The following is a 13,193-nucleotide window of genomic DNA, read 5'->3' as shown; positions in this document are numbered from 1 at the left end:
GCCAAAATCTCCGGCTTACGGATTGCCGGCCTCAGAGTTCCCGGACCGGCTTGCGGATTGGCCCAGAAGTTTCTGCCGCAGTTGGTAAAGCAGGTTCATGGCATCCATGGGGGTCAGGTGTTCCACCTCAGCCTGCCTGAGGCGCTCGAGCACGTCCTGCTCGGGGCCCTGAAACAAGGGCAGCTGCACATATCTTTGCTGAACCCGGGTGCGCCGCGCCGGCGCAGCTGCCTCCCGACCCAGGACATGACCCTGTTTTTCCACATTCTCCAATACTTTTTTGGCACGCTCAACAACTTTTTCCGGCATCCCTGCAAGGCGCGCCACTTCAATGCCATAGCTGCGGTTGGTGCCGCCTTCAGCCAGCTGGTGCAGGAAAATAATCTCGTCGTTGATTTCACGCACCGCGATATTGTAATTCTTTACCCGCCTGCGGACCCGGTGCAGTTCCGTGAGTTCGTGATAATGAGTGGCAAACATGGACTTCACCCCTGTATCCTCCAAGTCATGGAGATATTCGGCCACAGCCCAGGCAATACTCAGACCGTCAAAGGTGGACGTGCCCCGGCCGATTTCATCCATGATCACCAGGCTCCGGGAAGTGGCATTGTTCATGATGTTGGCGGTTTCCTCCATTTCCACCATAAACGTGCTCTGACCCTGGGACAGATTGTCCAGGGCCCCCACACGGGTGAAAATCCGGTCCGTTACAGCAATATCGGCCCGGTCTGCAGGCACAAAAGAGCCCATTTGCGCCATAAGCACGATCAGGGCAGCCTGGCGCAGCACCGTGGATTTGCCGGCCATGTTCGGCCCTGTGATGATCAGCACCTGATTTTCCCGGTTATCCATCCGCAGGCTGTTGGGAACAAACCGTTCTGCCTCAATGAGTTTTTCCACAACCGGATGGCGGCCTTCGGCAATATCGATCACACCCTGTTCGTTGATGGCGGGCCGGACATATCGGTTCTGCACCGCAGCCTCGGCCAGGCCGGAGAGCACATCGATTTGGGCCACAAATGCAGCGGCTGCAGCCACGGACTTATGGGTTCGGGCCACCGTATCGCGAAGTTTGCAGAAAATTTCGTATTCAAGAGATGCGCGCTGCTCCTGGGCGCCGAGAACCTTTGCTTCAAAGGATTTTAACTCATCTGTGATATAGCGTTCGGCATTGACCAGGGTCTGCTTGCGCACATAATGGGCGGGCACGGTATCCGCCTGGTTTTTGGAGACCTCGATATAATAACCGAAAACCTTGTTGTAGCGAACCTTGAGGGTCTGGATACCGGTTGTCTGTTTTTCCCGGGCCTCAAGTTCGGCCAGAAACGATTTGCCGTCTCTGGCAATGGCAATGAGCTCATCGAGATTGTCGTCATATCCGGTGCGGATCATGCCGCCTTCGTTGACCACGGGCGGCGGGTCATCGACCACCGCAGCAGCAATGATTTGGCCCAGACCGGTCAACTCAGGCAGAATCGACGTATCCGGGCACAAAAGATCCGTGCTGAATCCGGCCAGGTGGCCGTGGATCTCCGGCAATGCCTCGATGGAGCGCCGCAGGGCCACAAGATCCCTTGCATTGGCCTGGCCCATGACGATTTTACTGCCCAGCCGCTCCAGATCCGCCACGGATTTCAGGGACGCACGTATGGCCTTTCGCTCCATGCTGCATTCCGCCAGCTGATCCACGGCCTCGTGCCGGGCGCCCATGTCACCGACCCCCAGAAGGGGATACCGGACCCAATGCTTGATCAGCCGGCCGCCCATGGCCGTGACGGTAAAATCCAGCACCGAAAGCAAAGTGGCCTTTCGGGTGCTGTCTCGCAAATTGGCCAGCAGTTCAAGATTGCGGCAGGAGACATCGTCTATCTGCAGGTACTGGTCCAGAAAATAGGTTTCAAGACCCGACAGATGGGCGATCTGCTGTTTCTGGGTCTCCTGGACGTAAAACAGCAGGGCACCGGCAGCGCCAATTCCGGCTTGCAGGCCTTCACAGCCAAAGCCCTCCAGGCTTCGGGTCTGGAACTGACGGATCAGGCGCTGACGCGCCGGTTTGTACTCACAGGCCCCGTCATCCACCCAGGTTGTCACGGACTGCTCAAACGAGGTGCGAAAGATTTCATAATCATCACCGGTCCGGGCGGCTGCCGGCATCAGGATTTCACTGGGGGCGATGCGCCTGATTTCTTCGAGCAGCACATGCGCATCACCGCTTTCCGTGACCCGAAAGGCCCCTGTGGAAAGATCCAGACAGGACAGCCCCCACCGGGAGCCTTGGGCGAGGATGGAGACAATAAAGTTGTTGGTGCGGGCATCGAGCAGATCGCTGTTTAAAACCATTCCGGGGGTGACCACCCGCACCACTTCCCGTTTGACCAACCCCTTTGCCGCGGCCGGGTCCTCGGTCTGTTCGCAGATGGCCACCTTGTAGCCTTTTTCAATCAGGCGTCCCAGATAAATTTCAGCGGCCTTGACCGGCACTCCGCACATGGGCACCGGGTTTTCCTCGTTCTTATTTCTGGATGTCAGTGTGATTTCCAGTTCCCGGGATGCAGTCCGGGCATCTTCGAAAAACAACTCATAGAAATCACCCATTCGGTAAAACAGAAGATAATCGGCGTAGTGCTCCCGGATCTCCAGGTACTGGCGCATCATGGGCGTTATTTGTGCATCACTGCTTTGCCGGCCCTTCATAAAAACATATCCCTGATCCGTTCCGTCCCGGATCCCATCGCGCAACCTGTTTTTTTACTTTTCGGTACCAGCCGGGGGCGTCTCCGGCGGGTCAGACACATCCTGTTGACTGACAGGCTCGGCCGGGACCGTTTGTGCCTGTGCAGCAGCCAGTTCGGATTCCAGTTCGGCAATTTTTTTATCCTTGGCCGCAGCCTGCTCATGGAGCTGCCGGACGGTTTTGCGGGTCTTGAATTTTGCCGACAGGCTCAAAAAATAACACAGAAGAAATCCGATGAGAAACACCGCAAAGTAATATAAGGCCGTGGGCAGTTCAGGCGATGCGTATTTGAAAAAATACAAATTGAGCTTAAAACTGCGCTCCACAATGAAAAACCCTTTGTTCTGAAACACCACAACCGCCGCCAATACCACAATCAGCAGCCAGAAAGCATACTTGAGCTTTTTCATGGGCATATCCTCCAACAAGGCTCCGGGTCTTAGGGCACAACAAAAAACAGTGCCGGCTGCAACTGCAATTTGTCCGATTTTTATGTGAAACTGTTATATTGAAACGTTTGCCGGAAAAACTCAACCGTTTTTTCAGCATCGGCCAGGCATCAACGATCCGGATTACCAGGCGCGAATCTGCGGCCGCATGCGCTCCGGGGACAGGTTTAAAAAATACTGGTCCGTCATCCCGGCGATAAAATCCCGGACAATTTCAGCAGGACGGTGCGCTGACATGTAGTCTTGGGCCATATCGGCAATAAAATTGCGGTAAACAGGTGATTGTTTGTTGCCGGCTTCAATATCATTGAAAAACCGCTCAAACAAATGGTCAAATAAACTTTCAATTTTGGGTGTGTCCTGCTTGATGGCCGGATTTGAATAGATCGCCTTGTAGTTAAACTGCTTCAGCTGCTGCAGAGCCCCGGAGATCTCCGGGCTGAAGGCCACGGCCTCCTGCTCGTAGCTGGTGCGGATCACATCCGTGACCAGGGTATAGACAATCGTGCCGTTGGTATCGCCCAGGTGCTGCACACAGTCCGCCGGCAGGTCCGTACGCTGGATCAGGCCCAGACGGATGGCGTCTTCAATGTCTCTGCCGATATAGCTGATGGTGTCGGAAAAACGCACCACGCATCCCTCCAGTGTCATGGGCACCAGATCAACCGGCCGGCCGGATTTTTTTTCGTTGAGTTCCGCCTGATGGTCTTCAAAGGTTTTGCCCTGCACAGGCGCCAGGTGCCGGTTGTGAACCTCTCCGTCATGGCACAAAATGCCGTCTAACGTCTGGAGGCAGAGATTCCAGCCCCGGCCCTTTCGCTCGACTTTTTCCAGGAACTGAACGCTTTGCACATTGTGATGATACGGCCCGATGCCAGCGGCCTGGCACAAGTTTGAAAGGAACCGCTCACCGTCATGGCCAAAGGGCGGATGACCGATATCATGGCCGATGGCAATGGCTTCGATCAAATCCTCGTTTAATCCCAAAAACCGGCCGATGGTCCGCGCCACCCTGGAAACCAACTGCACATGGAGCATGCGGTGGGTGATATGATCATTGCGAATCAGGTAAAACACCTGGGTTTTATCAATATACCGGCTGTACGCCAAAGAATGCAGGATACGGTCCACATCCACGGCAAAGGGCTGCCGGTAATCTGTTGCCAAACGCTTTTCCGGCCGCCTGCGAAAGGCCCGGGCGCTTTTGGCCGCCCCGGGCGAAAGACTTTGCTGTTCCCGGTCATCGAGCATCGCTGTCAACTCATGCAGGGCGGGAAGCTCAGATCTCTGCATTGGCGATCTTTTCCTCCATGATGCTGTAATAATCCATGCCGGCTGCGGCAAAGCCGGCTTTGCCGTATTTCATGTTGGCTTCAAGAATGTATAACCTGTTGCCTGTCATGCAAATGTCAATGCCCACATCATCCCACCCGCAGCAGCGGGCCGTATGCAGGGCCAGATCAAGGACGGATTCAGGCACGGGATCCAGGCTGATTTTGCCGCCGCAGCCCAAATTTGTCCGAAATTCTCCCTGCGCGGCAATGCGCCAGTAGGCATGGGCAATTTTATTGCCGATGACCACCACCCGGATATCCCGGTCAATGGGCAGATATTCCTGGATATAAGCGGTATTGGTCTGATCGCAGTAAGCATCCAGGTCATCGCGGCCGGCAATCATAAAAACGCCCCGGCCCAGGGCCGAACCCCGGGCAATTTTGCCCACAAAGGGAAACCGGAAGTGCGACAGGATCTTTTCCGGCAGGCGCCTGCCATAAAAGGTGCGGGTTCTGGGCCGGGGCAGATCAAGGATTTCAAACAGGGCGCTTTGCTTGATCTTGTCCTGAACAAACCGGTAAGTATGCACGCTCGGAAAAATCGGTTTTCCGGCAGCTGCCAGCAAATCGGCATAAAAAGTGGAAGGGTAATATATTTTCGGCGCATCCCGGATCAATTCCGCCTCATCCGGAGGATAATCGGAAAAATTGGGCCGCACCCCCAGGCAGGTCACGTTGGAACAAGACCGCAGGTGCAGTTCAAGGCAGACGGCCTTTGACGGACAAGCCGTGGATCGAACACTTTCCTGCTTCAAGGCGCTGTATCCGTGTTGCCGGGCAGTTCCGGGGAAAAGGCCCGGGCTGGTACGGCTGCATCGGCCCAGCAGCGCTCCACGCTCACCGACAGGCGATGGCCCTCTGCATCCGAAATCTGCAGTTCAGAGGGCATATTTCGTTCATCTGCAGACCGCACCGCAAGGATCTCCGCCCGATAGGCAGTCCCCTGCCAGGTAAACATTTCCACTTCCCGGACACGGATGGGGTCGGTGGAAAACCGGATGTGCTGTACGGTTCCGGAAAACCGTTTTTTGAGCACCAGCATGGGATCCCCGCAAAGCGTTCGATAGGCGGCAACACTATCATGATCCGCTATGGGCACACCGCCGCCGAGCAGCAGTGCAAGATCATCCACATCAATATCCACCCCGGCAAGCCGTCCCAGACTTCGCCGGCCGGTGTCCCTGCGCCGGAGTTCCCCGCCTTCCGGAAAATGAAAGGAGCACAGCTCCGGGCCGCAGATAATCTTGCCAAAGGGCTGGCCGGCAAGGCCCATGGCTTCCACCCGGAAACGCCCCCCCGGCGCGCCAAGCCACGCCGCACGGACAGACCATGATCCGCTGTCATCGTCCACTCCGATACGGCCGATGGCCTTATAGGGGGTCATTGCCTCATTTGCTTTCCGGATGCAGGCAAGAAGGGATTCGGCTTTTCCCGCATCCATCCGGGAAACGGCAGACGGCGGCGGTTTTTCCACAGAAGCGCAGGCCGCTGTGAGCAGAATCAAAAACAGCACAATCAGGCGGCCCTTCAAGGTGACACCTCCTGCCGGAGTGCATCCATTTTTTCCTTTACGATATCCGCATGGTCAGACCCGTTTTCCAGGGCCTTTTTGTAATATTCCAGGGCCCGGCCGGGCTGATCGGTTTTGCGGTAGACGTCGCCCAGATGCTCAAAGAGAATGGGATCATCGCCGATTTTTTCAACCGCTTTTTCCAGGTACTTGCGGGCCTTTTGATAATCGCCCTGCCGGTAATGCACCCATCCCATGGAATCCAGGATGTGGCCGCTTTCCGGCTCCTGTTCCAGGGCCCGGCGGATCAGGGACTCGGCCTCATCAAGATGGATATTTTGATCGGCATAGGTGTATCCGAGATAGTTCAGGGCGTCTGCGTTTTCCGGGTCCTTTTCGATGACTTGTTTCATTTTTTCAATTGCAGCGTCAACATCGCCCATCTTTTCGTAGAGAACCCCGAGTTCATAGAGCAGTTCAGTGCTTCCGGGATTAATGGAAAGCCCCTGCTGCAAAAGCGATTCAGCCTGCCGGTAATGCTCCTGTTCCTGATAAAATGCACTCAGATACGGAATCAGAGCCGCCTTTCCGAAGCTGTCGCTTTTTTCCATGGCGGCTTCAAGCAGCCGGACAGCTTGTCCGGTTTTGGACTCCCGGTTGTAAATAATGGCCTGGTGAATCATGGCATCAATGTAAAAATCGCTGTCAGAGGCCACCTGCTGAAAATGGTCCATAGCAGGTCCTGTTTTCTCCGAGAGGTAAAGGGCTGCGCCGGCCAGATAATGCAGAGCGGAGTTCTGCCGGTCATGTTCCAAAACACCTGACAGCGCGATTATGGCATCATCGTATTGCTGCCGGCCCAGCATCCCGGTAACAGCCTTGATCACATCTGAATCAGGCCCGGCCCGTCCGGCAAGATCCTCCCAGATTGCCCGGGCCTTATCCGTCCGGCCCTGTTTTTTGTAAAAAACTCCGAGTTCAAGGGCGGCTGCGGCATTGCGCGGGTCGCGTTCAAGGATGGCCTGGTACTGGTAAACCGCCTTGGCGTCTCTGCCCTGGTGCCTGTAAATATCAATGAGTGCGGCACGCGGTTCCATTAAATCCGGCTCAATGGAGAGGCTCCGCTGGTAAGCGTCTGCTGCATCCCCGAGCCGGCCCAGTTCTTTGCAGGCCTTGCCCAGATAATAAAACCCCATATAATTTCCCGGGAACCGCTCCACAAAATCCGTCATCAATTCTGCAGCCCGGTTGAACTGCTCCTGCTGCAGATAAAGCCGGGCCAGAATCAGGGCAATGTTTTCCCGTTCCGGCGCATTTTCGACAACCTTTTCATAAGCCTGCCGGGCTGCATCCAGCTCTCCGGCACTCTGCCAGAGGGAACCGGCAACGATCAGGGACTCTGTGTTGTCCGGATCCTGACCCAGGGCTTCCTGGATCATTTCCAGGGCTTTATCCTTCCTGCCCTGCTTGATGTAGAGCATGGCAAGCTCTTTTTTGACAACCACCTGATCCGGAACCTTGTCAACAGCCTCTTTCATAAAGGCCACAGCCTCTTCCAACCGGCCGGAGCGGGCAGCCAGCTGCGCCCGTAAAAAATCATAATAATGGCTGACCGGCCGCTGCTGCCCGGCAGCAGGCAAAGTAATGTCAGAAGGGGGTTGAGCAGCCGGTACCGAAGGCCCGGGGTGGTGATCCCTGCCCGTGCACCCGGCAGTGAGGACAGCAGCTATAACCATTAACCATCCGAACCGAACAAATGCGGGGATCCTGAGGCGTGGTAAAGGGCTTGAATCCATGGGCTTTTCACTTGTTGTGGCGCCTGAAAGCCGCATGATGCTAATCGTTTTCCTCGGGATGTTCATAGGCGGCGAAGTCCGGAATCTCTTTTTCGAAAAAAACCCGCATTTTCTTGACAATATTTTTTTCCAGCTGCCGCACCCGCTCCCGGGAGATCTGGTACTTGTCCCCGATGTCCTGAAGGGTGTCGGGCGTATCGGTGAATATGCGCCGCTGAAAAATATCCAGCTCCCGCTCTGAAAGCTGCTTTTTAAAATCCCCGAGCTTTTCGCGCAGCAGGGATTCGACTTCCTTGCGGGCCACCTGGGATTCAATGGACTCGGTATCTGAACTGAAAAAATCGCCCCGCTCGGTGTCCGAATCATCCTTTAAAGGCTCATCCAAAGACACATCCCAGCCGTCAAGACGCAGATCCATGTCCCGCACTTCCTGCTCGGAGACGCCCAGCCGGCTGGAAAGCAGCTTTGTCTCCGGGGCAAAACCCTGCTCCACAAGTTTCTGTTTTTCCTTTTTAAGCTTAAAAAACAGCTTCCGCTGACCCTGGGTGGTGCCGATTTTGACCAGGCGCCAGTTGTCCATGATGAATTTCAGAATATAGGCCTTGATCCAGAAAGCTGCGTAATAGGAAAACTTGACGTTCTTGTAAGGATCAAACTTCTGCACCGCATGCATCAGGCCGATATTGCCCTCCTGGATCAAATCCATCAAATTCTGCATCCACGTGCGCTGAAACTCCATGGCAATCTTGACCACCAGCCGAAGATTGGATGTGGCCAGTATATAAGCCGCATCCGGATCCCCTTCCTCCTGCAGGCGCCGGCCGAGTTCGACCTCCTGTTCCCGGGTCAGCAAAGGATAACGGCTGATCTCGGAGAGATACCGCTGGAGCGGGTCATAGGGGACCAACTGGCCCTGCTCTCCGGGCAAAGACACGGCCTGTTTCAGCTTCCGGGTGGTTGCCGAATCGCTGCTGCCGTCCGTGTCGCCGTCGGACCGGCCATTTTCCGGATTTTCAATATGATCGGTTGGCTTCTGCTTGCTCATAACCTTTGGGCTGTCATCGGATTTTTTCACCTGGCATCGGTGAGTGCAACAATCGCGGTTTTTGCCATAAAAAACCTATAATAAGTTTTTTCCCGCAAGATCTCAACCTTATTGAATCGCTCAGTTCAGATAAAGCGATTTTGCCGCTGCGGCAGAAGTGGCCTTTTTATAATGGACAAAAGCATTTTCTAATGGTAAAAAAAATTTTTTCCATTCTCAAGGATTTTACCTGTCAACCAGCGAAGATCCAGGTATGCGCGCCTGTAGCTCAGCCGGACAGAGCAACGGACTTCTAATCCGTAGGCCGCAGGTTCGAATCCTGCCAGGCGCGCCAATCGGGTTTTCTCCAAACCTCGCTGCCGCAGCGTCTGCGCCCGGAACAAAAAGGGGCGATGCACCGGCTGTCATGCTTATATTTCAGGAAGCATTGCGCGCGTGGATTAGGGTCCAGTATCCCAGCAGGTTCACAGGGCAGGTCTCCACAACCTGGAGCGGATTCTGCGCAAGAAACGCCTCCAGTGAAAAACGGGGACGAAATCCAAGCAGGCCTTTGAAAGGCAGCATAACCGTTTCCACCATCCTCGGAATCAGATGCGGGTTGCTGAAATGGTTGACCACGAAAATATCACCCCCGGGCTTGCACACCCGCCGGATTTCCTCCATCATTTTTTCGGGCTCGGGCACCACGGTCACCACGTACATGACAGCCACCTTATCAAAGCTATTGTCAGCAAAACTCATGCTCTGGGCGTCCATCAGAGACAAACTCCGGCTGCCGTTTCCGTTTGTATAATTTCTGGCATGCCAAAGCATGTGCGGTGAAATGTCAATTCCCACAACCGAAACCTCTTTGGGATAAAGCGGCAAAGAAAGCCCGGTACCCACACCCACTTCCAGAATCCGCTGGCCCGGGGCAAAACCCATTTTCCCGATCAGCGCCCGGCGGCCGTGCTCAAAAACTTTCCCAAAAATCCGGTCATAACTTCCGGCATAGCGCTTATATGCCTTTATAATCGCCTGATCATCCATTGTTTGACTCCAGGGTGCGTTCTTTTCCGGCAGCGTTGCGCCAGGCTGCCACATTTGACAAATAAAACAAATTCATTTATTTAACTTTGAGTATAAACATTATTTTACTATCAAAGATCCGCCCGGTTTGAAAGCGTTTTCTGCTTTCGTCCCCTTTCACCCGCTTGCATATGGAGGCTGACATGTCATATGAAACCATTGAGGTAAATGTTGCCGAGGCCATCGCCACCATCACCATCAACCGTCCCAAAGCCTTAAACGCACTCAACCAACAGGTAATTGCTGAAATGCACGCAGCCGTTGATGAAATCGCGGCAAACGAGAATATCCGTGCGCTTCTGATCACCGGCGCCGGGGACAAAGCCTTTGTGGCCGGTGCCGACATCAGCGAACTGGCCAAACTCAATCCGGTCAGTGCAAAGCATTTTGCCTCCCGCGGCCATGAACTCATGTTTAAAATTGAAGCCCTGCCCATTGCAGTGATAGCCGTGGTAAACGGTTTTGCATTGGGCGGCGGCCTGGAACTGGCCCTTTCCTGCGATTTCATTTATGCCGCGGACAACGCCAAAGTGGGACAGCCGGAAATCAATCTGGGCATTATCCCGGGATTCGGGGGTACCCAGCGCCTCGCCCGCATTGTGGGCAGGAATCTGGCACGGGAAATGATTCTCACGGGCATGATGCTCTCAGCTGAAGAGGCTGAGAAAAAAGGCATTGTCAACCGGGTGGTACCGGCTGCCGAACTCATGGAAGCCGCAGGGAAAACAGCCAAAACCATTGCCCGAAAAGGGCGTGTGTCGGTCCAGGCGACCAAGCAGACCATCGCAAACGGTATGGATGCGGACCTGGAGACCGGCTGTAAAATCGAAATCAACGCCTTTGCATTGTGCATGGCCAGCGAAGATGCAAAGGAGGGCACCAGCGCATTTCTGGAAAAACGCAAGCCTGAATTTAAGGGCAAATTAAACCAGTAACGGTTTTTTCTTGACAGATCCGGCCGGGGCTGTTTAATGTACGGGCATCTGTTTTTTACGGTGCCATCACATTTGTTTCAAAATTTTACAAGGTCTGCCAACGCATGAGACAAGCATCTGAGAATGCCGGTTTCGGGAACTTTTTTTTCTTTAAAAAGTCTTCCCATGGATCGGCGCAGTAAAAAAGCCAACCGATATACGCAAACAAGGCCATGGGGAGACGCAAGCAGGCAACCCATGGCCTTTTTTCATGCCAAAAGGCTGTGGGTTGCCCCGCAGCCTTTTTTTATGAGAAACCCCCCGGCCCGGGCCAGACAGCAGTTGATGGCATCGTAAAAAGTCTGATTTCAGATGGTGCCGTAAAAAGTTTAAGATCAAGGCTTGCGCAATTTCGAAGAATGCAGCGTACTTATCCGTACGTGAAATTCTTCAGAAATTGCGCATAACGCAGATATTGGACTTTTACGGCGCCATCAGCAGTTGTATGAAGAATCACACCACGCGCAAGGAGGACAACGATGATATACGACATCGAGTATGAAACCATGCCCCGGGAAGCCCTGGAATCCATCCAGCTGCGGCGGCTGCAGGCAACAGTTTCCCGGGTGTATGCAACAGTTCCGCATTACAGGAAAAAATTTGACCAGGCCGGGCTGAAGCCCGGTGACATCCAGCAAATAGAAGACCTGCAGCGGCTGCCTTTCACCATTAAACAGGATTTGCGGGATAATTATCCCTTTGGCATGTTTGCCGTTCCCATGGACAACGTGGTACGCATTCACGCATCCTCGGGCACCACTGGAAAACCCACGGTTGTGGGCTACACTTCCCGGGATATCAACACCTGGGCCGAACTCATGGCCCGAGCCCTTTCCGCAGGCGGGGCCACCCGGGGGGATATCATCCACAACGCCTACGGATATGGTTTGTTTACAGGCGGTCTGGGCGTACACTACGGGGCTGAAAAGCTCGGAGCATCTGTCATACCGGTCTCCGGAGGCAACACCAAGCGGCAGGTGGTTATAATGCGGGACTTTGCTCCCACCATTCTTACGGCCACCCCCTCCTACTCCCTGCACCTGGCCGAGGCGGCCGAGGACATGGGGGTATCATTTAAGGATCTGAGCTTTAAGTTCGGCATTTTCGGCGCCGAGCCCTGGTCCGAGAACATGCGAAAGGAAATCGAGGAAAAGCTCAACCTTTCGGCCGTGGATATCTACGGGTTAAGCGAAGTGCTCGGCCCCGGGGTTTCCATAGAATGCCACGAGGCCAAAAACGGCCTGCACATCGCAGAAGATCATTTTATTGCCGAAATCATTGATCCGGTCACCGAAGAAGTGCTGCCTTACGGAGAAACCGGCGAACTGGTGCTGACCTCCATCACCAAGGAGGCCTTTCCGGTCATCCGCTACCGCACACGGGACATTACCCGTTTGAATCCCGAGCCCTGCATTTGCGGGCGCACCATGATCCGGATGGACAAAATCAGCGGCAGAACCGATGACATGCTCATTATCCGGGGTGTAAACGTATTTCCCTCTCAGATCGAAAGCGTGCTCATGGAAATCGATGGCGTGGAGCCCCATTACCAGATGGAAGTGGATCGCAAAGACAACCTGGACACCGTCACGGTCCGGGTGGAAGTCAGCCAGCAGATGTTTTCCGACGAGGTCAAGGAACTCCAGCGCTTTGAACAGCGCATTGAAAACGATATCAAGGAACTGCTGGGCATATCCGTGGATGTCAAGCTCGCAGAACCCAAAAGCATTGCCCGAAGCGAGGGCAAGGCCGCAAGGGTCATTGACAGACGAAAGATTTAACATCCACCCCAAATGCAGAATAAGGAGAGATCCATGCAAGCCGAACAGATTTCGATTTTCCTGGAAAACAAAGCCGGCCGCCTCTCTGATGTGACCGGGATTCTCTGGCAGAATCAGGTCAACATCCGGGCCCTTGCCGTGGCTGACACAACCGATTTCGGAGTGCTGCGCCTGATTGTCGACGACAATGCCAAAGCCGAGCAGGTTCTGAAAAATGCCGGATTCACGGTGCGCAAAACCAAGGTGGTGGCCGTGGAGGTTGCAGACCAGCCCGGCGGACTCCACAGCATCCTGGAAATGCTCTACAAAGCCGGCATCAACGTGGAATACATGTATGCCTTTGTCCGCCAGAGCGGGGACAATGCCGTGATGATCTTCCGGTTTGACCAGCCGGAACAGGCCATTGACGTACTTTCCCAAAACGGGGTGACCATTGTGGAAGGCGCGCGGCTCTATACCATGTAGCCGGCAGCCTGTGCGCCCCTCAGACCATTTCACAGGA

The 13,193-nt window shown here is 54.5% G+C and carries 11 protein-coding genes and 1 tRNA gene; 4 read left to right on the top strand and 8 right to left on the bottom strand.

The genetic code is table 11. The features are described 5' to 3' along the window. Positions 1 to 15: 15 nt before the first annotated feature. From mutS to HNR65_RS10200, 7 genes are all read right to left on the bottom strand, one after another. The gene (mutS, locus tag HNR65_RS10230; protein WP_181551409.1) at positions 16 to 2,694 is read right to left on the bottom strand and encodes a DNA mismatch repair protein MutS; all 2,679 of its coding nucleotides are present in this window, start codon (positions 2,692 to 2,694) and stop codon (positions 16 to 18) included. 54 nt (positions 2,695 to 2,748) lie between these two features. After that, positions 2,749 to 3,144 carry a LapA family protein gene (locus HNR65_RS10225; protein WP_181551408.1) on the bottom strand — a complete coding sequence of 132 codons (396 nt, stop codon included), beginning with the start codon at positions 3,142 to 3,144 and terminating at the stop codon, positions 2,749 to 2,751. Between the two features lie 162 nt (positions 3,145 to 3,306). After that, positions 3,307 to 4,476, bottom strand: a complete 1,170-nt coding sequence (locus tag HNR65_RS10220) for a deoxyguanosinetriphosphate triphosphohydrolase family protein (protein ID WP_181551407.1) — start codon at positions 4,474 to 4,476, stop codon at positions 3,307 to 3,309. After that, complete coding sequence (locus HNR65_RS10215; protein WP_232364743.1) at positions 4,463 to 5,272, bottom strand: ATP-grasp domain-containing protein; 810 nt, start codon at positions 5,270 to 5,272, stop codon at positions 4,463 to 4,465. Before HNR65_RS10215 ends, HNR65_RS10220 begins: the two co-directional genes overlap by 14 nt. Beyond that, positions 5,269 to 6,048, bottom strand: coding sequence for a hypothetical protein (locus HNR65_RS10210; protein ID WP_181551406.1), 780 nt, complete (start codon positions 6,046 to 6,048; stop codon positions 5,269 to 5,271). The genes HNR65_RS10215 and HNR65_RS10210 overlap by 4 nt, the downstream gene beginning before the upstream one ends. Beyond that, entirely contained in the window at positions 6,045 to 7,763 is a 1,719-nt protein-coding gene (locus HNR65_RS10205; RefSeq protein WP_181551405.1) for a tetratricopeptide repeat protein, read from the bottom strand. Before HNR65_RS10205 ends, HNR65_RS10210 begins: the two co-directional genes overlap by 4 nt. Positions 7,764 to 7,863: 100 nt before the next feature. Further along, entirely contained in the window at positions 7,864 to 8,868 is a 1,005-nt protein-coding gene (locus tag HNR65_RS10200; protein WP_181551404.1) for a sigma-70 family RNA polymerase sigma factor, read from the bottom strand. Positions 8,869 to 9,125: 257 nt separating this feature from the next. Between HNR65_RS10200 and HNR65_RS10195 the strand changes: the two genes are divergently transcribed. Then, a tRNA-Arg gene (locus HNR65_RS10195) sits at positions 9,126 to 9,202 on the top strand. 83 nt (positions 9,203 to 9,285) lie between these two features. On the opposite strand, the gene HNR65_RS10190 is transcribed toward HNR65_RS10195, so the two are convergent. Then, positions 9,286 to 9,897, bottom strand: coding sequence for a class I SAM-dependent methyltransferase (locus HNR65_RS10190; RefSeq protein ID WP_181551403.1), 612 nt, complete (start codon positions 9,895 to 9,897; stop codon positions 9,286 to 9,288). A gap of 182 nt (positions 9,898 to 10,079) precedes the next feature. Between HNR65_RS10190 and HNR65_RS10185 the strand changes: the two genes are divergently transcribed. From HNR65_RS10185 to HNR65_RS10175, 3 genes are all read left to right on the top strand, one after another. Beyond that, positions 10,080 to 10,871, top strand: a complete 792-nt coding sequence (locus HNR65_RS10185) for an enoyl-CoA hydratase/isomerase family protein (RefSeq protein ID WP_181551402.1) — start codon at positions 10,080 to 10,082, stop codon at positions 10,869 to 10,871. 518 nt (positions 10,872 to 11,389) lie between these two features. Next, positions 11,390 to 12,691 (top strand): phenylacetate--CoA ligase family protein, encoded by a 1,302-nt coding sequence (locus tag HNR65_RS10180; protein ID WP_181551401.1) that lies wholly within the window; start codon positions 11,390 to 11,392, stop codon positions 12,689 to 12,691. A 33-nt stretch (positions 12,692 to 12,724) separates the two neighbouring features. Continuing rightward, positions 12,725 to 13,156, top strand: a complete 432-nt coding sequence (locus tag HNR65_RS10175; protein ID WP_181551400.1) for an ACT domain-containing protein — start codon at positions 12,725 to 12,727, stop codon at positions 13,154 to 13,156. The last annotated feature ends 37 nt before the right edge of the window (positions 13,157 to 13,193 follow it).

Origin of the sequence: Desulfosalsimonas propionicica (assembly GCF_013761005.1) — a bacterium.
Lineage (GTDB): Bacteria > Desulfobacterota > Desulfobacteria > Desulfobacterales > Desulfosalsimonadaceae > Desulfosalsimonas > Desulfosalsimonas propionicica.
Note: the sequence above shows the minus strand (reverse complement) of the source record. Positions and strands in the feature narration are given on the sequence as shown.

Coding starts and splice junctions, on each gene's coding strand:
- HNR65_RS10200 (WP_181551404.1), bottom strand. CDS start 8,868: ATGAGCAAGCAGAAGCCAACCGATCATATTGAAAATCCGGAAAATGGC.
- HNR65_RS10220 (WP_181551407.1), bottom strand. CDS start 4,476: ATGCAGAGATCTGAGCTTCCCGCCCTGCATGAGTTGACAGCGATGCTC.
- mutS (WP_181551409.1), bottom strand. CDS start 2,694: ATGAAGGGCCGGCAAAGCAGTGATGCACAAATAACGCCCATGATGCGC.
- HNR65_RS10180 (WP_181551401.1), top strand. CDS start 11,390: ATGATATACGACATCGAGTATGAAACCATGCCCCGGGAAGCCCTGGAA.
- HNR65_RS10190 (WP_181551403.1), bottom strand. CDS start 9,897: ATGGATGATCAGGCGATTATAAAGGCATATAAGCGCTATGCCGGAAGT.
- HNR65_RS10185 (WP_181551402.1), top strand. CDS start 10,080: ATGTCATATGAAACCATTGAGGTAAATGTTGCCGAGGCCATCGCCACC.
- HNR65_RS10175 (WP_181551400.1), top strand. CDS start 12,725: ATGCAAGCCGAACAGATTTCGATTTTCCTGGAAAACAAAGCCGGCCGC.
- HNR65_RS10225 (WP_181551408.1), bottom strand. CDS start 3,144: ATGAAAAAGCTCAAGTATGCTTTCTGGCTGCTGATTGTGGTATTGGCG.
- HNR65_RS10205 (WP_181551405.1), bottom strand. CDS start 7,763: ATGGTTATAGCTGCTGTCCTCACTGCCGGGTGCACGGGCAGGGATCAC.